Source organism: Aeromicrobium sp. Root472D3 (genome assembly GCF_001426485.1).
In the GTDB taxonomy this organism is placed as follows: domain Bacteria; phylum Actinomycetota; class Actinomycetes; order Propionibacteriales; family Nocardioidaceae; genus Aeromicrobium.
Window position 1 is genome coordinate 763391 of sequence record NZ_LMET01000001.1, and the last position, 21264, is coordinate 784654.

Here is a 21264-nt window from a genome sequence, read left to right on the forward strand (position 1 = left end):
CCGGTGGTCACCGACGGCCGGGACCGGTGTCGAGGGACGAGCGGAGGTCGGCGAGGGTGGCGGCCACGCCGACCTGGAGGGGGGTCGCCGCGAGCAGGTCGAGATCGGTCCAGACCTCGGAGTCGAAGCGCAGGTCGCGGGTCTGCAGGCTGGTCATGGGCGACTGGCCGAGGGTGACGTTCGGCCGGCGGTGGGTGACGCGCCGGATCTCTCCGAGGATCGATGCCAGCGTCGTGGGCCGGTGCGACGCGAGGATCTTGACCACGACGGCCCCCGCCGCCTCGTGGGCCGCTCGGTCGACGGCTTGCAGGACCATCGCGGCCGCGTCGTCGACGAAGAGGTAGTCGCGGACGGTGTCGAGCGAGACGTAGATCGACAACGGCGTGCGCGTGAGCTGGGCCAGGCACAGCTGCGTGATGAGCCCTTGTGGCTTGCGGACGTCCTGGCCGGGGCCGTACAGGTTCGACAGGCGGCCGAGGACGACGGGCACGCCGCTGCGGGCGGCGAAGGTGCGCACGAGCTCCTCGGCGCGCAGCTTGCCCTCGCCGTACGCGGAGATCGCGCGGGCCGTCGAGTGCTCGGAGAAGGGCGGCGATCCCGCTCCCGCGTACACCCCGCCGGCCGACGACGCGAGGAGCACGGCTCCGTCGGCCGAGCGGGCCCCACCGCGCACGGGCAGGTGGTCGAGGAACGTCCGGAGCTGGTGCAGCTCGTCGTCGATCGCCGACGGTGCCGTGCCGGTGACGGCGGCGCCGGCGCACCACACGACCCGCCAGTCGCCGTCGCGGCCGACCTCGTCCGCGGCGGCGGCCAGGGACTCGGCGGCCCGGTCGCGGTCGTGCCACGGCACCCGCACCGTCCGGACCTCGCGTGCCGCACCGCGCGCCGCGGCGGTGACGGCGCGGCCCAGCAGACCGCCCGAACCGATGACCCAGACGGTGGCCGCGTCAGGTGACACGATCGGCACGTCGGCCCAGCGGCCCGTCGGAGCTGTCGCCCGTGATGACGTACAGAGGCTTGCCCATCGCCATCTTGACGGCGACGCCGACGTACTCCGCGACCACGCCGAGCACGAACAGGATGGCGCCGGTGCACACGAGCATCACGACCATCAGCGACGTCCACCCGGGGGTGACGTCGTCGCCGAGGAACTTGTCGGCCGCGACGTAGGCCGCGAGGACGACCCCGAGGACGGCGAAGACCACGCCCAGGACGCTGACGGTGCGCAGGACCCGGGTGCCGCTCGTGAGGACCATGCGCCAGAAGTGCGACAACAGGGTGCGGAACGAGTACCCGGACTGCCGATCGCCCTCGTCCCGCAGGCGGACCGGTGCCGTCGAGGGGCGGCCGGAGACCCATCCGAGCGCGACGTCGAGGTACACCCCGTCGCCGGCGTACGCCGCGACGCTGCGGCCCGTCTCGCCGAGCACGAGCCGGTAGCTGTGGAACAGCGAGGCGTCGGCCCCGTTGCTGCTCAGCGCGTTGACGACCCGCTTCGAGGCGATCGACGTGATGCGGCGGAACGGCGAGTGCGGAGCCTGGTTGGTGGGTGCCGCGTAGACGAGCCGGGCACCGTCGCGCATCGCGGCGTCGAGCAGGTGGCCGATGTCGGCGGGGTCGTGCTGGCCGTCCTCGTCGAGCGTCACGATCCACTCGCCGCCCGCCGAGGCCATGCCGGCGAGGGTCGCCGGGTGCTGGCCGAAGTTCCGGCTGAGCCACACCGGGCGGACCCACGGGTGCCGCGCCGCCAGCTCGCGCATGACGCGTGCGGAGTCGTCCGGCCCGCAGTCGTGCACCAGGACCGTCTCGACGACGCGGAACGGGTGACCGTCGGGGCTGTGACGCACGTCGGTCAGCAGCGCGATCTCGTCGACGACGGCTGCCAGGTGCGCCTCGCCGCGGTACACGGGGATGACGACGGACATCTCGTGCACGGCCGGCTCCGCGGAGGGACGGCCAGGATCAGGCGTGGTCATTTGCCTCATCATAGGGGCGGCGGGTCGGCCGCAGGCCATCGTGGCCGACAGGCTGTCCACGACACCGGGCCGCGGCGCGGGGACCGCCGTCGGCCGGACGCACGAGACCCCGCGCGGAGCAGGTCCGGACGGGGTCTGGGCGGGGACGACGACCTCGGCGTCCCCGGGTGGCGGAGGATAGGGGATTCGAACCCCTGAGAGCTTTCACTCAACCCGCTTTCCAAGCGAGCGCACTAGGCCACTATGCGAATCCTCCGTCGAGAACGTTACCCGTCGTGCCCGGCTTGGGTCGCACCGGGATCGATCCGTATGATGGTGCCAGCCCCTCGCGTGGCGACACATCACCCAACTCCCCCAGGGCCGGAAGGCAGCAAGGGTCAGTGAGCTCTGTCGGGTACGCGGGGGGTCCTTCACGTCCGGGCACGTCGCCGGCGCGCGACGGCCGCCGCCGCTACCGGGCTGACGTGGGCTTCGTCGTCGCCAGCACGACCGACGACCCGAACGGCAGGTCGAAGCGTCGCAGGAGCCGCCGGTCGATGCGGCACAGGCGCATCAGGAGCGACGAGACGGACGGCGAGACCGACGGGAGCGCGACGACGTCCGCCGGCGACTCGGTCGACGACCTCGACAGCATCCCGCCCAGGCGGGAGACGACGCGCTGCGCGGCGAAGAACGGGAACACGGCCGCGAAGGCGTAGGTGGACCGGTCGACCGTCAGGCCCGCCTGCTCGACGGCGTCCCGGGCGCGACGACGGGTGTAGCGGCGGTGGTGGCCGTTGGCGACGTCGAAGCTCGACCACGCCCAGGTGTAGGCCGGCACCGACATCATCATCGTGCCGCCCGGGCGCAGCACCCGGGTCAGCTCGGAGAGGACGGTGGACTCGGGATCGCAGTGCTCGATGACGTCGAAGGCGCCGACCAGGTCGAAGGTGCCGTCGGCGAACGGCAGCTCGAGGGCCGATCCGCAGACGCCGCCCGCCTGCAGCCCGCGGGGGTCGATGTCGATCGTGACGTGGAGGCCGTCGTGCTCGCGGAGCCACGTGACGCTCGGCCCGTCGGCGCTCCCGACGTCGAGGACGCGCCGGGGCGCACCGACCCTGCTCGACAGGACGGCCTCCAGGAGGGTCGTCCGCGCCCGGTACCACCAGTAGTCGGTCGATTCGAGCGAAGCCGACCCACCGTGGTTCGTCGTCATGGAGACACGCTAACGCAAATGGGTGTCACGACCTGTCCGCTCGCCGCGAGCCGGCGGTGTGCCCGGCGCGGCGTGGCGATCGGGTCCACGATGGAGGGGTGCTCGACCACCTCTCCGGCCCGCGTCGTCGTCTGGTGCTGACCGTCGTCGCCGTCCTGGTGGCGGCCGCGGTCGCCGTGTCCGTCGTGGTGGGGGTGCGCGTGACGGGTGAGGACGACGTCGCGGCGCAGGACGAGCCCGGGCCCGTGCTCGTCGTGCCCGGCTACGGCGGGCGTGTCGCCTCGCTCGACCCGCTCGTGGCCGAGCTGAGGTCGCAGGGCCGGGACGTCGTCGTGGTCGCACCGTCGGGCGGCGGGACCGGCGACCTGCGGGCCCAGGCCGTCCGCCTGGGCACGGCGGCGACGCGGGCCATGCGTCGCACGGGCGCCGCCTCGGTCGACGTCGTCGGCTACTCGGCGGGTGGGGTCGTCGCGCGCCTGTGGGTGCGCGACGAGGGAGGCGCCGCCGTGGCGCGACGGGTCGTGTCGATCGGGTCGCCGCAGCACGGCACCGACGTCGCCGCGCTGGCCGCGGAGGTGGCCGGCAGCTGCCCGACGGCCTGCGAGCAGCTGGCCCCCGACAGCGACCTGCTCCGCGCGCTCAACGCCGGCGACGAGACGCCCGCGGGCCCCGCGTGGGTGACGCTGCGATCGACGTCCGACCGTGTCGTGACGCCGACGGAGTCGTCACGGCTCGACGGCGGTCTCGACCTCGTCGTGCAGGAGTTCTGCCCGACCGCGACGACGTCGCACGGTGACCTGCCGGGCGACCCGGTGGTGCTGGCTGCGCTGCGGACGACGTTGCTGCCCGCGCAGCCGCGCATCCCGCAGGACGTCAGGTGTTGATGTCCTTGGTCGTAAAGTTGGCCCAGGCGGCCCCGAGGAACACCACCAGGTAGGCGCCCTGCGAGGCCAGCCCGCGCAGCACGCCGTCCCACCGGATCGGGTCGCGGAACAGGTCGACGAAGGCCAGCCAGTAGCGGGTCGGCAGGTAGGGCTGCAGCACGTCGGCGGCGTCCAGCCCGAGCAGGACGGTCGAGCCGATCAGGATCGCGACGGTGCCGAGCGCGGCCGAGACGCCCGACTCGGTCACGGTCGAGAAGAACAGCGCGATCGCCGCGACGCCCAGCATCATGACGGTGACGTAGCCCAGCGCGACGACCGTCCGCTGGATCATCTCGGCCTGGCTGAGGGTCGAGCCCGAGACGCTCGTGACGCTGCCGGAGGGGTCGGCCGAGCCGAGCAGCACGCGGCCTTCGACGTAGGCGGCGACGGCGACGACCAGGACCGCGAGCAGGACGAACGCGATCGTGCTGGCGAGCTTGGCGACCAGCAGCCGGGTGCGGCCGACCGGGCTGATCAGCAGGTAGCGCAGCGTGCCGGCCTGGGCCTCGCCGGCGATCGCGTCGCCGGCGATCACCGCGACGGCGACGGGCAGGAACAGGGGGAGCACGATGCCGAGGGCGGCGAGCGGGAACAGCGTCCCGTCGGTGAGGACGGCCGAGAGGAACGGCGGCCCGGTGCCGGGCCGTGGGCCGAGGTCGGTGACGGCGAGCAGGATCGCCACGACGAGCGGCAGCGCGTTGAGCATCGCGATCGTGACCCATGTGCGCGGCCGGCGCAGCATGCTGGTGAGCTCGAGGCGGATCATGCGCGTGCCCCCGCGTGCTCGGTGCTCGCCCGCAGGACGACGTCCTCGAGGCTGACCCGCAGCGGGCCGATCTCGTCGACCCGCAGACCCGCCCCGACGAGCTCGGCGTTGACGCCGGCGGCGTCGTCGGACACCACGACCAGCCGGGGCCCGGAGACGTCCTCGACCCGCGCCCCCAGCACCTCGGCGGCCCACTCGGGGGTGGGGGTGTGCACCGCGACGCGGCCGGTGGGGGCGACGAGCGACGCGACGTCGTCCTGCAGCACCATCCGCCCGCGGTCGAGCACGCCGACCCGGGTGCACATCTGCTCGATCTCGGCCAGCAGGTGGCTCGACAGGAAGATCGTGGTGCCCTGGGCGTTCAGCGCGAGGAGCAGCTCGCGGATCTCGCGGATGCCCTGCGGGTCGAGGCCGTTGGTGGGCTCGTCGAGCACCAGCAGCGCGGGACGACGCAGCAGCGCCGACGCGAGACCCAGACGCTGCCGCATGCCGAGCGAGTACGTGCGGACGGGACGTCGGTCGGACGGGTCGAGCCCGACCTGGTCGAGCGTCTCGGCGATGCGCCGGGACCTCACCCGCCGCGACGTGGCCGACGCGGCCCGGTCGAACGTCGCCAGGTTGGCCCTCCCGGACAGGTGCCCGTAGGCGCCGGGCCCCTCGACGAGGGCGCCGACGTGGGGCAGGGCCGAGGCCCTGGACGCGGGCATGGGCCGCCCGACCAGCTCGATCTCGCCGGACGTCGCCAGCACCAGGCCGAGCAGCATGCGCACCGTCGTGGTCTTGCCGGATCCGTTGGCCCCGAGGAAGCCGTAGACGTCGCCCTCGCGGACGTCGAGATCGAGGCCGTCGACCGCGGTGAGGGCGCCGTAGCGCTTGGTCAGTCCACGGGTGCGGATCATCGGGACGTCACCTTCTGCGCGAGCTCGGTCGACGCCTGCGCGAGCGTCTCGGGGGTGACGGTGCCGGCCAGCAGGAACGTGCCGCGTGACCGTCGCCCGCCCTCGGTCAGGAGCACCGACAGCGGGCCGACCTCGAGAGCCGTCCCGGCGTCGCCGCCGCGGGCCGAGGCGACCGTCGACAGCTGGTCGCGCACCTGCCCGGCGAGCCCGCGCCGCAGCGGGATGACGATGAGCGCGGTGGGCCCCCGACCGTAGACCCCGACGGCACCGAGCTCGTCCTCGTCGCCCGTGCGCTCGAGGCCCGCCACGGCGTCCGGCAGCTCGAACGGGGCGAAGGCGTTGGCGCCGGCGGCGACGTCGATCACGTCGCGACGGCGCACCGTGGCGGTGGCGGGCGCCTCGAACGTCGTGACGTCGGCGGACGGCCGGTCGAGGTCGACGTCGGTGAGCGCCGACGTCACGACCGGCAGCACGTCGCCCTTGCCGTAGACCTCGACCCGCAGGGGCAGCCCCGACTCCTCGTCGGCCCACACGTCGGCGCGGTCGATCGTCGAGGCGGGGTCGGCGGGCGTCAGCCGCAGGCCCGCCGCGCTGCGGCCCGCCACGCGGCGCGACGGCAGGCGGCTCAGCTCGTCGGTCGTCGCCCCGCCCAGCAGGCGTGCGGCCAGCCGGCTCGGCAGCACGTCGGACGTGTCGGGCAGGCGCACGGTGGCGTACGGCGTGATGGTCGCGGTGCCCGACTCGAAGACCCAGCGGGTCAGCGACGTGCCGTCGCGGACGAGGTCGGACTCGCCGGTCTGCCGCGTGTCGTCGACCCGCCAGTGGGTCGCGTCGCGCCACCAGACCCGGAGGGTCTTGCTCTCGCCCAGCAGGTCGACGACCCCTCCGAACGAGTCGGTGTCGGGCACCTGCAGCGTGCCGCGGGTGCGCACCTCGCCCGACCACGGCACCGACGACGACGCCGCGATGCGCTCGCCCAGCGCGGCCGCGGTGACGTCCGAGCCGGAGGCCGGGAGCACGCGGACGACGATCGGGGCGGCGACCAGGGCGGCGGCCACCCCGACCACGAGCAGCCATCGACCGGTGGAGTTCATCGTCCCGCCACGCTACGTCGGCGGTCCCAGCCGCGCTCATCGAGCCGAACCGCCGAGGGGCGGTGCCCCGGCCACGCGTCCGCGAGCGGACACGTGGGTGGGACACCGCCCCTCGGGGTGGTGCGTGGCCGGGCCACCTGCCGGGGTTACGGCAGGGGCTCGAGCACCTCGTGGTCGTCGAGCGTCGCCGAGAGCGCCCCGAGGTGGTGGCGACCGTCGCCGAGGGCGTGGTCGATCGCCGTGAGGCGGCTCGTGTAGTGGCCGACGCTGTACTCGGCGGTCATGCCGATCCCGCCGTGCAGCTGGATGGCCTCCTGGCCGATGTGCCGCCCGGCCTTGCTGACCTGCAGCTTGGCGCGGGAGGCCGCCTCGATCGTCGCGTCGGCGTCGCCGTCGAGCAGGACCAGCGTCGCCCACGTGACCGTGCTGCGGGCGAGCTCGAGCGACACGTACATGTCGGCCGCCCGGAACGTCAGCGCCTGGAACGTCATGAGCGGGACGCCGAACTGCTTGCGCGACTTCAGGTACTCCGTCGTCGTCTCGAGCGCGAACGCCATCGCGCCCAGCGCCTCGTGACCGTACGCGATCTGCGCCGCGGCGACGGCCTGCGCGATGACGGCCGACTGGTCGGCGCCCGCCTCGCCCAGGGGCGTGGCCGGCGTCGCGTCGAACGCGACGTGCGCGGCCCGTCCGCCGTCGAACGTCGAGTACGACGTGCGGGTCAGGCCCGCGGCGTCGGGCTGCACGAGGAACAGCGCCGTGGCACCGTCGACGTCGGCGCTGACGACCAGCAGGTCGGCGCGGGCGCCGCCCAGCACGGGCTCCTTGACGCCCGACAGCGTCCACGCGTCGCCGTCGTGGGAGGCCGTCACGGCGTAGGCGCGCTGACCGTAGCGGCCCTGCGCCTCGGTGTGCGCGAAGGCCGGCACGAGGGTGCCCTCGGCCAGGGCGCCGATGATCTCGGCGCGCTGCTCCGCGGTGCCCGCGGCGGCGACCAGGCCGCCGGCGAGGACGACCGCCTCGACGTACGGCTCGGGCGCGATGACGCGTCCGATCTCCTCGGCGACGACCGACACCTCGACGGGTCCGGCGCCGAAGCCGCCGTCCTCCTCGGCGAAGGGCAGCCCGAGGGCGCCCATCTCGGCCAGCCGCTGCCAGGTCTTCTCGTCCCAGCCGGGATCGGTCTTGGTCACCTCGCGGCGCGTCTCGGACGAGCCGTAGGCCTTGCCGAGGAGTCCTCGGACGGCGTCGCGCAGCGCGGTCTGCTCGGAGTCGAGTGTGAAGTCCATGTCAGCCCCTCAGTCCCAGGATCGTCCCGGCGATGATCTGTCGTTGCACCTCGTTGGAGCCGCCGTAGATCGACGCCTTCCGGTAGTTGAGGTAGTTGGTCGTGGCGACGCGCGCCAGGTCGGGCACGTCGGAGCCGTCGCCGGCACCGGTGGCCAGCGCGTTGGGGCCCGCGAGGTCGACCCACAGCTCGGTGACGGCCTGCTGCAGCACCGTCCCCTGCAGCTTGAGCACCGACGAGGCGGGGTGCGGCTTGCCGTCGGCGGAGTTGGCGACGACGCGCAGCGCCGTCAGCTCGAGGGCCAGCAGGTCGTTCTCGAGGTCGACGATCTGCGCCGCGACCAGCGGGTCGTCGAGCAGCGACGTGCCACCGGGGCCGGCGGTCTTGGCGTACTCCTTGGCCTGGGCCAGCGTGCGCTTGGTCGAGCCCACGGGGGCGACGCCGACGCGCTCGTTGCCGAGCAGGAACTTGGCGTAGTCCCAGCCCTTGTTCTCCTCGCCGACGAGGTTCTCGACCGGCACGCGCACGTCGTCGAAGAACACCTCGTTGACCTCGTGGCCGCCGTCGATCAGCTCGATCGGGCGGACCGTCAGGCCCGGCGACGTCATGTCGATCAGCAGGAACGAGATGCCGGCCTGCTTCTTGACGTCGGGATCGGTGCGCACGAGCGTGAAGATCCAGTCGCCGTACTGGCCGAGGGTCGTCCACGTCTTCTGGCCGTTGACGACGTACTCGTCGCCCTCGCGCACCGCGGTCGTGCGCAGCGACGCGAGGTCGGATCCGGCGTCGGGCTCGGAGAAGCCCTGCGACCACCAGATGTCGAGGTTGGCGGTCTTGGGCAGGAAGCGCTCCTTGACCTCCTGCGAGCCGAACGCGGCGATGACGGGGCCGACCATCGAGGCGTTGAACGCGAGCGGCGGCATGACGCCGGCCAGCTGCATCTCCTCGTGCCAGATGTGGCGCTGGAGCGGGGTCCAGTCCTTGCCGCCCCACTCGACGGGCCAGTTCGGCACCGCGATGCCGGCGGCGTTCATGGCCTGCATCGAGCGGACGATCTGGTCCTTGGACAGCTCGCGGCGTGCGGCGACCGTGTCACGGATGTCTTGCGGGATCTGGGTGGTGAAGAACGTGCGCATCTCGTCGCGGAATGCGATGTCCTCGTCGGACAGCTGAAGCTTCATGGGTCTCCTCGGCCTACTGGCAGGTAACACGCCATTCCTACCACTCGCGGTCGAAGGCCGCCTCAGGGACGCGGGCGGTGACCGGCTCACGGCGCCGCCGCGCCGTGGCGGCTACTTCCGCTTGGTGCGGGCGCGGAGCGGGCCGACCAGTCGGGGCCCGGCCAGGCGCTGCTCCAGACGACGCGCCTCGCGCCGCAACGGCTGCGCGACGTACTCGCCGAGGATGACCCCCGCCGCGAGCGAGATGGCCACCGCGATCGCGGTGATCATGGCCAGGATGCCGGCGAGGTCGTCGGCCGCCAGCAGGCCCAGCCCGCGGTAGATCGAGACGCCGGGCAGCAGCGGGACGATCGCGGCCGTCACGATGACCAGGGGTGGCACGTTGACGCGTCCCGCGACGCCGTAGCTGACCAGCCCGACGAAGATCGCCGCGACGGCCGCCGGCCACGCGCGTCCGACGTCGCGCTCGGCGATCAGCAGGTAGATCGCGGCGGCGGCCCCCGCGATCGCCGCGATGGGCAGCAGGACCCGGCGGGGGGCGTAGGCGGCGAAGGCGAACGCCGCCGCGGCGACGGCGGCTCCCGCCACCATCAGGGGCAGCCGCGACAGGCCGGACGCGCCGGGCTCGACCGTCAGCTCGACACCGACGAGCCGTCCGAACGTCAGCCCGCCGCTGACCCCGACGATGACGCCGATCGTCGACATCATGACCTCGAGCACCCGGGCGTTGGCGGTGACGTAGAAGTTCGTGAGCGCGTCCTGGATCGCACCGATCAGGCCGAGGCCCGCCAGCAGCATCACGATGCTCGCGGTGATGACGAGCGACGAGTCGGCCTCGACGTGAGAGGCCGCGACGCCGACGGCCAGCAGCGACGCGAACAGCCCGCCGGCCGCCTGGGCGTAGAAGTGGGGGAGCCGCAGCCGCGAGATGTAGCGCTGCAGCACCTCGATGCCCATCGCGGCGATCGCGGCGATGACCGTCACGACGAGGTCGCCGCCGATCAGCAGGGCGATGCCGGCCCCGACGACGCCGGACGCCAGCGTGACGGCCCACCGGGGGGCCCGGTGCCCCGTCGACGAGATCTGGGCCAGGCGGATGCGGGCCTCGTCGAGGTCGATCGTGTCGTCGAGCAGGTCGGCGACGAGGTGGTCGACGCGGGTCAGGTCGTCGAAGTCGGTCTCGCGGTGCGTCACGTGCCGCGTGAGCGACAGGGGCGCCTCGTCGAACGAGGCCTGGTGGCTCAGCGTCAGGGTCGTGAACGTGACGTCGACCGTCACCTGGCGCATGCCGAGGTGGTGGGCGACCGAGTCCATCGTGGCGGTCACGTCGGCGGCACCCGCGCCGTTGGACAGCAGCATCTCGCCCACGCGGAGGGCGAGGTCGAGGGTCTGGTGCATCTGGCGCGTGCTCGTCACACGTCCATGATGGGGGGCGGGCGTCGTGCACCCAACCCGGTCCTGCCGTCCGCCGCGTAGGGTTCGGCTGACGGCCCGCGAGCGCAGGAGAAGCACATGACACGGTGGGAGCCCGACGAGCTCGGGGACGGCTACGAGCAGCACACCATCGCCCTCGGCGACGACCCGGACGGCGAGGGGGTCGTCGAGGCGACCCTGGTGCGCCGCACCGCGCCCGACGACGTCCGCGGCGCCGTGATCTACGTGCACGGGTTCAGCGACTACTTCTTCCAGAAGGAGATGGCCGAGTTCTTCACCGAGCGCGGCCTGGCGTTCTACGCGCTCGACCTGCGCAAGTGCGGCCGCTCGCGCCGCGAGGGCCAGACGGGCCACTACGTGTCCGACCTCGCGCTGTACGACCGCGAGCTCGAGGCGTCGCTCGCGATCGTGCGCGACGAGACCGGCGGCAAGCCCGTCCTGCTGTCGGCGCACTCGACGGGCGGGCTGATCCTGCCGCTGTGGCTCGACCGGCTCAACCGCCGTCCGGGTGGTTCGCGGGGCGCCGGCATCGCGGGCCTCGTGCTCAACAGCCCGTGGTTCGACCTGCAGGGCAAGCCGTGGATGCGCACGGGCGGCACGCAGGCGATCGCGCTGGTCGCCAAGGTCAGGCCCACGTCGATGATGAAGCTGCCGTTCACCGACGCGTACGGCTCGAGCCTGCACGTCAGCGGGCACGGCGAGTGGGAGTTCAACACCGCGTTCAAGCCGCTCAACGGCTTCCCGGTGTCGTACGGCTGGCTGACCGCGGTGCGCCGCGGGCACGCGCGGCTGCACCGCGGGCTCGACATCGGCGTGCCCTCGCTCGTCCTGCGCTCGACGACGTCGTGGTTCGCGCGCGAGTGGTCGCCGCGGGTCGACGAAGCCGACGCGGTGCTCGACGTCAAGCAGATCGCGCGCTGGGCCGGCTGCCTGGGCGACGCCGTCACGGTCGTCCCGATCGACAAGGCACGCCACGACGTCTTCATCTCCAAGGCCGAGCCCCGCGAGGCCGCGTACGCCGCCGTCGACACGTGGATGCGCGCGCACGACATCACGGCCTGAGGACGGGGCCCGCGACGTGACGGACCACGACGGCCGGGAGGCCGCGACGCTCGGCGACGCCGCTGCGGCGGGCCTCGTCTTCGGCTCCTCGGCGGCGGTGCTGGTCGTCGAGCTCGTCGCGCTGCGCCTGCTCGCGCCCTACCTGGGCCTGACGCTCGAGACCAACACCCTGGTCATCGGCATCGCGCTGACGGCCATCGCGATCGGGTCGTGGGTCGGCGGCCGGGCCGCCGACACCGTGCCGCCGCGGCGCACGCTCGGGCCCCTGCTGGCGATCTCGGGAGTCGTCGTCGCGGCGACGCCGTCGACCGTGCGGGCCGCCGGGGCGAGCGGCTCGGACGACCTGGTGCTGCTGGTCGCGGCGGCGGCGATCCTCGTGCCCGGCATGCTGCTCTCGGCCGTCACGCCCATGGTCACGAAGCTGCGCCTGACCGATCTCGACCGCACCGGCGCCGTGGTCGGGCGGCTGTCGGGCATCGGCACGGCCGGTGCGATCTTCGGCACCGTCGTCACGGGGTTCGTGCTGGTCTCGACGGTCCCCGTGACGGGGATCCTCGTGGGCCTCGGCGCGGCACTCGTCGTGTCGGCCGTCGCGGTCGAGGTGCTCGTGCGGGGCTGGAGGTTCGGCATCGGTCCGGCGGCGCTCGTCGTCGTCGGGGGCCTGGCGACCGCCGTCGTGCCCGACGCGTGCGACGTCGAGACGACGTACCACTGCGCCTCGGTCGTGGCCGATCCCGAGCGCGACGGGGGGCGCACGCTCGTGCTCGACGGCCTGCGTCACTCGTACGTCGACGTCGACGACCCCACGCACCTCGAGTTCGAGTACGTGCGGACGATCGCGGCGGCCGTCGACACCGTGCACCCGGACGACCGGCCGGTCGACGCCTACCACCTCGGCGGGGGCGGCCTCACGATCCCGCGGTGGCTCGCGGCCACCCGTCCGGGGAGTCGCAGCGTCGTCTCCGAGATCGATCCCGGTGTCGTGCAGGTCGACCGTGACCGGCTCGGCCTCGAGACCGGCCCCGACCTGCAGGTGCGGGTCGAGGACGGGCGGCTGGGCCTCGGCCGGCTCGACGCCGCCAGCCGCGACCTCGTGGTCGGCGACGCCTTCGGCGGCATCAGCCCGCCGTGGCACCTGACGACGTCCGAGGCCATCGCCGAGGTGCGGCGCGTGCTGACCGACGACGGCACCTACGTCGCCAACGTCATCGACTACGGCCCGCTCGACTTCGCGCGGGCGGAGGCCCGGACGATCGCCGGGGTCTTCGAGCACGTCGCGGTGGCGGGCGACCCCGACGCCTTCCGGTTCGAGGGCGGCGGCAACCTCGTCATCGTGGCGTCCGACGTCCCGATCGACGCCGCCGGGCTGACGTCGCGCCTGTCCGAGCGCGACGTCCCGTGGCGCGTCGTGACCGGGACCGAGCTGCGCACGTGGATCGGCGACGCGCGGGCGCTGACCGACGACCGGGCCCCGACCGACCAGCTGCTGACGCCGTACGCCGTCGCGTCCTGACCGCCGGGACGCCGTCGCCGCCGCGATGTCGCGGGCGGTGGCTAGTCTCTACGTGTGGATGCCCCCCTCGCGCTGTACCGCCGCTACCGGCCCGAGACGTTCGCCGAGGTGATCGGCCAGGAGCACGTCACCGACCCCCTGCGCCACGCCCTGGCGGCCAACAAGGTCAATCACGCCTACCTGTTCTCCGGTCCGCGCGGCTGCGGCAAGACCACCAGCGCCCGCATCCTCGCCCGGGCGCTCAACTGCGAGAAGGCGCCGATCTCCGATCCGTGCGGGCAGTGCCAGAGCTGCCGCGACCTCGCGCGCGGCGGGCCCGGCAGCATCGACGTCATCGAGATCGACGCGGCGAGCCATGGTGGCGTCGACGACGCCCGCGACCTGCGCGAGCGGGCGTTCTTCGCCCCCGTCAGCAGCCGCTACAAGGTCTACATCATCGACGAGGCCCACATGGTCTCGCCGCAGGGCTTCAACGCGCTGCTCAAGCTCGTCGAGGAGCCGCCGCCGCACCTGAAGTTCATCTTCGCCACGACCGAGCCCGACAAGGTCATCGGCACGATCCGCTCGCGCACGCACCACTACCCGTTCCGGCTCGTCCCGCCGAAGGCGCTGGGCGACTACCTGCTGCAGCTGTGCGCCGCCGAGGGCGTCGCGCTGGCACCGACCGCGCTGCCGCTCGTCGTGCGTGCCGGCCAGGGATCGGTGCGCGACACGCTCAGCGTCCTCGACCAGCTGCTCGGCGGCGCCGGGCCCGACGGCGTCACCTACGACCTCGCGGTGCAGCTGCTCGGCTACACGCCCGACTCGCTGCTCGACGAGGCCATCGACGCCTTCGCGGCGAGCGACGGGTCGACGGTGTTCGGCGTCGTCGACAAGGTCATCGAGTCGGGCCAGGACCCGCGCCGCTTCGCCGAGGACCTCCTGCAGCGCCTGCGCGACCTCGTCATCGTCGCGGCGGTGCCCGACGCGCTCGACAAGGGCCTGCTCGACGTGCCGGGCGACCGTGCCGAGCGGCTCGTGACGCAGTCGAACGGCTTCGGCCCGTCCGAGCTGACCCGCGCCGCCGACATCGTCAACGCCGCGCTGATGGAGTTCCGCGGCGCGACGGCGCCTCGGCTGCTGCTCGAGCTGATGTGCGCGCGCATCCTGGTGCCGGGCGCCGACAACTCCACGCAGGGCTTCCAGGCCCGGCTCGACCGGATCGAGCGGCGGCTCGGGGTGGACGGCGGCGCGCCCGCACCGGCGGCCGTCGCGGCCCCCGCCCCCACCCCCGCCCCGAGCGCGGCACCCGCGCCTGTCGCGGCACCGACCCCGGCGCCCGCCGCCGTCGAGGCCCCCGCCGAGCCGGCCGCGCCCGCCGAACCCACCCCGGCCGCGGCGGCACCGGCCGCCGAGCCCCCGGCCGTCGAGCCCACCCCGGCGCCCGAGCGGGCCGAGCCCGCCCCGGTCGAGCCGACGCCCGTCGCCGAGTCGGCCGCGGAGCCGGCCCCGGCGCCGGCCGCGGCGCCGGGCCAGCTGACGATCTCCGACGTCCGGCGCCTGTGGCCCGAGATCCTCGACAAGATCCGCGACATGCGCCGCTTCGCGTGGATCATGCTGAGCCAGAACGCCCAGGTCATGGCGCTCGACGGCCAGGTCCTCACGATCGCGCTGGTCAACACCGGCGCCCGCGACTCCTTCCTCAGCAGCGGCTCGGACGACTACGTGCAGCGCGCGCTGCACGAGGTGCTGGGCGTGACGTGGCGCATCGAGGCGATCGTCGACCCCGGGGCACGACCCGGTGTCCCCGACGACCACGACGACGACCACGGCCGGCCGGCCGCCCCCGCCCCGTCGGCGCCGACCCGCAGCGGCCCGCCCGTCGCGGTGCCCGACTCGGTGCGTGCGGCGATGAGCGAGCAGCACTCGCCGGCGACCCGCGAGGACCCCGACGCGTCCGCCGACCGCGACGACCCCGTCGTCCAGGTCGAGGAGCTCGACCCCGAGGCGCTGCTCAGTCGCGAGCTGGGCGCGAAGGTCATTGACGAGACGCGCACCGACTGAGATCGCGCGTCGCCGCCTCGACCTGCAGGCCGACCCGCTCGACGTGCTGCGCCGGTTCAGGGGGCGCGAGCGACTCGTCGCCCTGATGGGTGCGTGGCACCACGGCGAGGCGCTGATCGCCTTCGACCCCGTCGAGGTGCTGGAGGGCGACCCCTTCGACGGCATCGACGTCGACCCCGTGGCGGCCGGCGCGGGCTTCGGCGGCGGGTGGATCGGCGCGTGGGGGTACCGGCTCGGGCGGCGGCTCGAGCAGATCGGCGACACCGCCCCTCGTCCGCAGCCCCAGCCCGAGCACCGCCTGGCGTTCTACGACCACGTGCTGCGCCGGTGCGACGGCGCGTGGTGGCTCGAGTCCCTGACGTCCGACCCCGAGCGTGACGAGCGCATCGTGCGGGCGCTGGCCGGGCCCGACCCGTCGCCCCGGCCGCACGTCGTCGGCTCCTTCGAGATGACGCCGACGCCCGCGGGGCACCGGGCGGCGGTCGGCCGCGTGCTCGCCCACGTCGCGGCCGGCGACATCTTCCAGGCCAATCTCTGCGCCCGGCTCGAGGCGCCGTTCTCGGGCGACCCCCTCGACGTCTTCTGCGCCGGGGTCGAGCGGCTGCGACCCGCGTACGCGGCCTTCGTCGACGCCCCCGACGGCGCCCTCGCGAGCTTCTCGCCCGAGCTGTTCCTGCGCCGCACGGGCGACGAGGTGCTGACGTCCCCGATCAAGGGCACGGCGCCCCTCGGGTCGGATCCCGACGAGCTGGTGGCCTCGGCCAAGGACCGGGCCGAGAACATCATGATCGTCGACCTGATGCGCAACGACCTCGGCCGCGTCAGCGTGCCGGGCTCGGTGCGGGTGCCGTCGGCCGTCCGGGCCGAGCGCCACGCGGTGTGGCACCTGGTCTCCGACGTCGTCGCCCACCTCGAGCCGGGGGTCCGCGACTCCGACCTCCTGCGGGCCACGTTCCCGCCGGGCTCGGTGACGGGGGCGCCCAAGGTGCGGGCGATGCAGGTCATCGACGAGCTCGAGGCGACGGGCCGCGAGGCGTACACCGGTGCGATCGGGCACGTCAGCCCCGGGGCGGGGCTCGAGCTCAACGTCGTGATCCGGACGTTCGAGTTCCCGGCCTCGCGCGACCTCGTGTGGCTGGGCGTGGGCGGGGGCGTCGTCGCCGACTCGACGCCCGCGGCCGAGTACGCCGAGTGCCTCGTCAAGGCGCGGCCCTTGGTCGAGGCGATCGGGGGAGTGCTCGACCTCGTCGCCGACGACACCGCCGACGATGCCGACGACGCCGGGCCCGCGCCGGCCGCGGACGTCGAGGCGCCCCGCACGGTCGCGGCCGACGAGCGACTCGGTGTGTACGACACGCTGCTCGTGCTCGACGGGAGGGTCGTCGACCCCGACGCCCACCTGGCCCGCCTCGACGCCAGCGTGCGCGCGGTCTACGGGCGTCCGGTCCGTGGCGGGCTCGACGAGGCGGTCGCCCGCCGGGCCGCGGCCCTGCGGGGCCCGCACCGGCTGCGGATCGACGCGGTGCCACAGGCCGCGGCGGGGTCGATCGACGTCGACGTCACGATGACGTCCCGCCCGCTCGACCCCGCGGGCGACTCGTGGACGCTCGAGCCGCGCGTGGTGGCCGACGGGCTGGGCCAGCACAAGTGGGCCGACCGGCGGGCCCTCGAGCACGACGGTCCGCCCGACCACGACCTGCTGCTCGTCGCCGCCGACGGCTCGGTGCTCGAGACGTCGCGGGCGAGCGTGTTCGTCGTCCACGACGACGCCGTCCTGACGCCGCCCGTCGACGGTCGCATCCTGCCGGGCACGGCGCGCGAACGGGTCGTCGAGATCCTGCGCGAGGCGGGCGTGCCGGTGCTGCAGCGCCGGCTGACCCTCGCCGACGTGGCCTCGGCGACCGAGGTGTTCGTGACCAACGCGCTGCGCGGTGTCGTGCCCGTGACGTCGTGCGCCGACGTCGGTACGTGGCCCGCGGGCCGCACGACGTCGTGGCTGCGCGCCGAGCTGCGGGCCCGCTGGGGCGATGGCTCCGCGACCCGTCAGGCGCCGCGACGGGTCGCGGGCCCACCGCCCACGGGGGCGCGGGTGCTGTTCATCGACAACTACGACTCGTTCGTCTACAACCTCGTGCAGTACGTCGGCGAGCTCGGTGGCGCCGCCGAGGTCGTCCGCAACGACGCCGTGTCGGTCGACGAGCTGGTCGCGGCGCGGGGGCGGGGGGACTTCACCCACCTGGTCGTCTCGCCGGGGCCGGGTGCGCCGTCCGAGGCGGGCATCAGCGTCGAGGCGATCCGCCGGCTCGGGCCGTCGACGCCGACGCTGGGGGTGTGCCTGGGCCACCAGGCGATCGCGGAGGTCTACGGCGCGACGGTCGTGCGGGCGCCCGAGGTCGTCCACGGCAAGCCCTCGCTCGTGCACCACGACGGGCTCGGCGTCTACGCGGGCCTGCCGTCGCCGCTGGTGTGCGCGCGGTACCACTCGCTCGTCGTCGACCCCGCGACCCTGCCCGACGAGCTGCTCGCGACGGCGCACACGGCCTCGGCCGTCGTCATGGGGCTGCGGCACCGCACCCACCCCGTCGAGGGCGTGCAGATGCACCCCGAGTCGATTCTGACGCCCCGCGGCCACGACCTGCTCCAGACCTTCCTCTCGACCTGACCCCCTCTCGCCGAGTGGTGCGGGGTGGACGTTCTGGGACGGCGTGTCCGACCACGACGCACCGCTCGGCGCCGGGTTTCCAGCACTCGACGACGCGACCCCTAGACATAGCGAGTGAACACTCGCTATGTTGGGCTCCCGATGTGACGGAGGCCACATGTACGAGCTCGATCTCATCATCAGCGGCGGCACCTACTACGACGGCACGGGTGCGCCCGGCGTCGTGGCGGACGTCGGCGTGATGGACGGCCGCATCGCCGCCGTCAGCACCGACGGACGACTGCGGGCCGGCCCCGCCACCCGGGTCGTCGACGCGACGGGCCAGTGGGTCATGCCCGGCTTCGTCGACGCGCACACCCACTACGACGCCGAGGTGCAGGTCGCACCGGGCCTCAACGAGTCCGTCCGCCACGGCGTCACGACGGTGCTCGTCGGCAACTGCTCGCTCTCGACGGTCTACTCGTCCCCGCTCGACATCGCCGACCTGTTCAGCCGCGTCGAGGCGCTGCCGCGCACGCACGTCCTCGGCGCCCTCGAGGACGCCAAGACGTGGTCGACGCCGCAGGGCTGGGTCGACGCGCTCGAGCGCCTGCCGCTCGGCCCGCACGTCGCCTCGTTCCTCGGGCACTCCGACGTCCGGGCCAGCGTCATGGGCATGGGCCGGTCGACCGACCCGGCGCAGAAGGCCTCGCGCAGCGAGCAGGCCGAGATCGAGCGCCGCCTCGAGGACGCCCTCGACGCCGGCTTCCTCGGCATCTCGACCATGACCAACCCGTGGGACAAGCTCGACGGCGACCGCTACCGCTCGCGCTCGCTGCCGTCGACGTACTCGAGCTGGAAGGAGTTCCGCGGTCTCAGCCGCGTGCTCCGCCGGCGCGACCGCGTGCTGCAGGGCGTCCCGAACCTGAACAAGAAGTACGACATCGCGTTCTACCTGACGACCGCGATGGGCCGCGTCCGCAAGCCGCTCAAGGTGTCGCTGCTCGCGGCCGCCGACACCAAGGCCGAGCCGTGGGTGCAGCGCATCTTCGCCCCGCTCGCGATGATCGCCAACAAGCTGGGCGGCGGACGCTTCACGTGGCAGCACCTGCCGACGACGTTCCGCGTGTGGGCCGACGGCATCGACCTGGTCGTGTTCGAGGAGTTCGGGTCGGGACGCGAGGCGCTGCACCTGCGCGAGGAGATGGGGCGCAACGAGCTGCTGAGCGACGAGGCGTACCGCCGCTGGTTCCGGCGCGACTTCGACCGCCGCTTCTCGCCGCGCGTGTGGCATCGCGACTTCGACGACGCCGAGGTCACCGAGTGCCCCGACGCCGAGCTGGTCGGCCTGATGATCGGGCAGGTCGCCCGCGACCGCGGCCTGCACCCCGTCGACTGCTACCTCGACCTCGTGGTCGAGCACGGCACGCGGCTGCGCTGGAAGACCAACATCGCCAACGCCCGTCCGAAGGTCCAGGACCGGCTGATCAACCGCTACGGCATCACGATCGGGTTCTCGGACGCCGGGGCCCACCTGCGCAACATGGCGTTCTACAACTTCGGCATCCGCCTGCTCAACCGCGTGAACCAGGCGCAGTCGACGCGGCGGCCGTTCATGTCGGTCGAGAAGGCGGTCTTCAAGCTGACCGGCGAGCTCGGCGACTTCTACGGCATCGACGCGGGACGCATCCGCGTCGGCGACCGGGCCGACGTCGTGGTCGTCGACCCGGCGGGGCTGAGCGACGAGGTCGACGGCTACCACGAGGCGCTGATGCCCGCGTTCGGCGACATGAGCCGGATGGTCAACCGCAACGACGACGCCGTGACGGCCACGATCGTCTCGGGCGAGGTGGTGTTCGAGCGCGGCGAGTTCGTCGAGGGGTACGGCACGACGCTCGGCACCGGACGCTTCCTGCGGGCGGGCGAGCCGCGGGGCACCGTCGCACCCGTGCGTCGCGCCGAAGCGGTGGTGGCACAGTAGGGGCCGTGACCGCGCCCGCCCGACGAACGCAGAGCGAGCGCCGGGAGGGCACCATGACGGCCGTCGTCGACGCGGCGGTCGAGGCGCTCGGCGACGTCGGCTACGCCCGCACCACGACGGCCGAGATCGCGCGACGTGCGGGGGTCTCGCAGGGTGGCCTGTTCCGGCACTTCGGCTCGCGCCTCGACGTCATCCTGGCCGCGGCCGACCGCGTGCGGGCCCGTCAGCTGGTCGACTTCGGCGAGGGCCTCGAGTCGCTGGACGACATCGATCTCGCCGAGGTGGTGCGCCGTCTGCGCCGCGCGACGCGTGCCCCGATCAACGCCGCCTGGTACGAGCTGGTCGTCGCGGCCCGCGCCGACGACGAGCTGCGGACGGTGCTCGAGCCGCTGGCCGAGCGGTACCACGGCGAGATCCTGGCCCTGGGGCGCGCGCTGCCGATCGCCGGCCGCATGACCCCCCTCGAGCTCGACACGATCGTGCTCGGCATCGTCCACCTGCTCGACGGCGAGGCGCTGATGGCGTCGCTGCTGCCGCACCCCGAGCAGGAGGACGTCCGCGTCGACCAGCTCGTCCGCATCCTGCAGGGTCACCCCCTCTACTGAGCGACCGCCGCAGGCGAGTCGGGGCGCCGGTGCTGGGACCGACGGCATAGGTTGATCCCTGTGTATGACGGCGTGATCCAGGATCTGATCGATGAGCTCGGGCAGCTGCCCGGCATCGGTCCCAAGAGCGCGCAGCGGATCGCCTTCCACCTGCTCGACGCCGATCCCGAGGACGTCCGCCGCTTCGCCGCGACGCTCGTCGAGGTCAAGTCGAAGGTGCACTTCTGCTCGATCTGCGGCAACGTCACGGTCGACGCCGAGTGCCGCATCTGCGCCGACCCGCGCCGCGACCTGAGCGTCCTGTGCGTCGTCGAGGAGTCCAAGGACGTCATCGCGATCGAGCGCACCCGCGAGTTCCGCGGCCGCTACCACGTGCTGGGCGGGGCGATCTCGCCGATCGCGGGCGTCGGTCCCGACCAGCTGCGCATCAAGGAGCTGCTGCAGCGCCTGCAGGACGGCGCCGTCACCGAGGTCATCATCGCGACGGACCCGAACCTCGAGGGCGAGGCCACCGCGACGTACCTGATCCGCATGCTGTCGCCGTACGGCCTGCGCGTCAGCAAGCTCGCCAGCGGCCTGCCCGTCGGCGGCGACCTCGAGTACGCCGACGAGCTCACGCTGGGTCGCGCGTTCGAGGGTCGCACGACGATCGGTTGAGCGGGC

General features: G+C 73.5%; 17 protein-coding genes, 1 tRNA gene, 1 other RNA gene and 1 pseudogene. 10 read left to right on the forward strand and 10 right to left on the reverse strand.

All coding sequences use genetic code 11. The features are described 5' to 3' along the window. Positions 1-7: 7 nt before the first annotated feature. The 3 genes from ASD10_RS03790 to ASD10_RS03800 form a co-directional block, all read right to left on the reverse strand. Positions 8-958, reverse strand: coding sequence for an NAD(P)-dependent oxidoreductase (locus ASD10_RS03790; protein ID WP_056609839.1), 951 nt, complete (start codon positions 956-958; stop codon positions 8-10). Next, on the reverse strand, positions 948-1925 hold the full coding sequence (locus ASD10_RS03795; protein WP_056609841.1) for a glycosyltransferase: 978 nt from the start codon (positions 1923-1925) through the stop codon (positions 948-950). The genes ASD10_RS03790 and ASD10_RS03795 overlap by 11 nt, the downstream gene beginning before the upstream one ends. A 219-nt stretch (positions 1926-2144) precedes the next feature. Beyond that, positions 2145-2232: transfer RNA gene (locus tag ASD10_RS03800), tRNA-Ser, on the reverse strand. A gap of 64 nt (positions 2233-2296) precedes the next feature. On the opposite strand from ASD10_RS03800, the gene ffs reads away from it, so the two are divergent. Further along, positions 2297-2387: signal recognition particle sRNA small type (gene ffs, locus ASD10_RS18260), an RNA gene on the forward strand. A 40-nt stretch (positions 2388-2427) separates the two neighbouring features. Here ffs and ASD10_RS03805 read toward each other — a convergent pair. After that, positions 2428-3171, reverse strand: coding sequence for a bifunctional 2-polyprenyl-6-hydroxyphenol methylase/3-demethylubiquinol 3-O-methyltransferase UbiG (locus ASD10_RS03805; protein ID WP_056604884.1), 744 nt, complete (start codon positions 3169-3171; stop codon positions 2428-2430). A 98-nt stretch (positions 3172-3269) separates the two neighbouring features. Here ASD10_RS03805 and ASD10_RS03810 point away from each other — a divergent pair, with 98 nt between their 5' ends. Then, complete coding sequence (locus ASD10_RS03810) at positions 3270-4055, forward strand: hypothetical protein (protein ID WP_056604886.1); 786 nt, start codon at positions 3270-3272, stop codon at positions 4053-4055. On the opposite strand, the gene ASD10_RS03815 is transcribed toward ASD10_RS03810, so the two are convergent. The 6 genes from ASD10_RS03815 to ASD10_RS03840 form a co-directional block, all read right to left on the reverse strand. After that, positions 4045-4860, reverse strand: coding sequence for an ABC transporter permease (locus ASD10_RS03815; RefSeq protein ID WP_056604888.1), 816 nt, complete (start codon positions 4858-4860; stop codon positions 4045-4047). The genes ASD10_RS03810 and ASD10_RS03815 overlap by 11 nt on opposite strands. Beyond that, positions 4857-5759, reverse strand: a complete 903-nt coding sequence (locus ASD10_RS03820; RefSeq protein WP_056604890.1) for an ABC transporter ATP-binding protein — start codon at positions 5757-5759, stop codon at positions 4857-4859. The genes ASD10_RS03815 and ASD10_RS03820 overlap by 4 nt, the downstream gene beginning before the upstream one ends. Then, the gene (locus ASD10_RS03825) at positions 5756-6853 is read right to left on the reverse strand and encodes a sigma-E factor regulatory protein RseB domain-containing protein (protein ID WP_056604892.1); all 1098 of its coding nucleotides are present in this window, start codon (positions 6851-6853) and stop codon (positions 5756-5758) included. The genes ASD10_RS03820 and ASD10_RS03825 overlap by 4 nt, the downstream gene beginning before the upstream one ends. Before the next feature lie 146 nt (positions 6854-6999). Then, on the reverse strand, positions 7000-8142 hold the full coding sequence (locus ASD10_RS03830) for an acyl-CoA dehydrogenase family protein (RefSeq protein ID WP_056604897.1): 1143 nt from the start codon (positions 8140-8142) through the stop codon (positions 7000-7002). Between the two features lies 1 nt (position 8143). Continuing rightward, positions 8144-9322, reverse strand: coding sequence for an acyl-CoA dehydrogenase family protein (locus ASD10_RS03835; RefSeq protein WP_056604899.1), 1179 nt, complete (start codon positions 9320-9322; stop codon positions 8144-8146). 111 nt (positions 9323-9433) lie between these two features. After that, positions 9434-10738, reverse strand: coding sequence for a threonine/serine exporter ThrE family protein (locus ASD10_RS03840; RefSeq protein ID WP_157432440.1), 1305 nt, complete (start codon positions 10736-10738; stop codon positions 9434-9436). Between the two features lie 96 nt (positions 10739-10834). Here ASD10_RS03840 and ASD10_RS03845 point away from each other — a divergent pair, with 96 nt between their 5' ends. The 8 genes and pseudogenes from ASD10_RS03845 to recR all read left to right on the forward strand — a co-directional run bounded on the left by ASD10_RS03845 (position 10835) and on the right by recR (position 21258). Further along, positions 10835-11818, forward strand: a complete 984-nt coding sequence (locus ASD10_RS03845) for an alpha/beta hydrolase (RefSeq protein WP_056604902.1) — start codon at positions 10835-10837, stop codon at positions 11816-11818. 16 nt (positions 11819-11834) lie between these two features. Continuing rightward, complete coding sequence (locus ASD10_RS03850) at positions 11835-13331, forward strand: fused MFS/spermidine synthase (protein WP_056604905.1); 1497 nt, start codon at positions 11835-11837, stop codon at positions 13329-13331. A gap of 54 nt (positions 13332-13385) precedes the next feature. Beyond that, positions 13386-15374 (forward strand): DNA polymerase III subunit gamma and tau, encoded by a 1989-nt coding sequence (locus ASD10_RS03855; RefSeq protein WP_056604908.1) that lies wholly within the window; start codon positions 13386-13388, stop codon positions 15372-15374. Next, positions 15352-17316 (forward strand): annotated as a pseudogene (locus ASD10_RS18265) (aminodeoxychorismate synthase component I); the annotation flags it as partial. The gene ASD10_RS03855 and the pseudogene ASD10_RS18265, both read left to right, overlap by 23 nt. A gap of 147 nt (positions 17317-17463) precedes the next feature. Then, positions 17464-18036, forward strand: coding sequence for an aminodeoxychorismate/anthranilate synthase component II (locus ASD10_RS19585; RefSeq protein WP_369797574.1), 573 nt, complete (start codon positions 17464-17466; stop codon positions 18034-18036). Positions 18037-18193: 157 nt separating this feature from the next. Beyond that, positions 18194-19996 carry an amidohydrolase family protein gene (locus tag ASD10_RS03865; protein ID WP_056604910.1) on the forward strand — a complete coding sequence of 601 codons (1803 nt, stop codon included), beginning with the start codon at positions 18194-18196 and terminating at the stop codon, positions 19994-19996. 53 nt (positions 19997-20049) lie between these two features. Continuing rightward, positions 20050-20601, forward strand: a complete 552-nt coding sequence (locus ASD10_RS03870; RefSeq protein WP_056604912.1) for a TetR/AcrR family transcriptional regulator — start codon at positions 20050-20052, stop codon at positions 20599-20601. Between the two features lie 60 nt (positions 20602-20661). Further along, on the forward strand, positions 20662-21258 hold the full coding sequence (gene recR / locus ASD10_RS03875; protein WP_056604915.1) for a recombination mediator RecR: 597 nt from the start codon (positions 20662-20664) through the stop codon (positions 21256-21258). Positions 21259-21264: the final 6 nt, after the last annotated feature.

Excerpts from the sequence above, each read along its gene's own strand:
- ASD10_RS03805 (WP_056604884.1), bottom strand. The coding sequence starts at position 3,171 with ATGACGACGAACCACGGTGGGTCGGCTTCGCTCGAATCGACCGACTAC.
- ASD10_RS03795 (WP_056609841.1), bottom strand. The coding sequence starts at position 1,925 with ATGTCCGTCGTCATCCCCGTGTACCGCGGCGAGGCGCACCTGGCAGCC.
- ASD10_RS03865 (WP_056604910.1), top strand. The coding sequence starts at position 18,194 with ATGTACGAGCTCGATCTCATCATCAGCGGCGGCACCTACTACGACGGC.
- ASD10_RS03870 (WP_056604912.1), top strand. The coding sequence starts at position 20,050 with ATGACGGCCGTCGTCGACGCGGCGGTCGAGGCGCTCGGCGACGTCGGC.
- ASD10_RS03845 (WP_056604902.1), top strand. The coding sequence starts at position 10,835 with ATGACACGGTGGGAGCCCGACGAGCTCGGGGACGGCTACGAGCAGCAC.
- ASD10_RS03820 (WP_056604890.1), bottom strand. The coding sequence starts at position 5,759 with ATGATCCGCACCCGTGGACTGACCAAGCGCTACGGCGCCCTCACCGCG.
- ASD10_RS03815 (WP_056604888.1), bottom strand. The coding sequence starts at position 4,860 with ATGATCCGCCTCGAGCTCACCAGCATGCTGCGCCGGCCGCGCACATGG.
- ASD10_RS03830 (WP_056604897.1), bottom strand. The coding sequence starts at position 8,142 with ATGGACTTCACACTCGACTCCGAGCAGACCGCGCTGCGCGACGCCGTC.
- ASD10_RS03825 (WP_056604892.1), bottom strand. The coding sequence starts at position 6,853 with ATGAACTCCACCGGTCGATGGCTGCTCGTGGTCGGGGTGGCCGCCGCC.
- ASD10_RS03835 (WP_056604899.1), bottom strand. The coding sequence starts at position 9,322 with ATGAAGCTTCAGCTGTCCGACGAGGACATCGCATTCCGCGACGAGATG.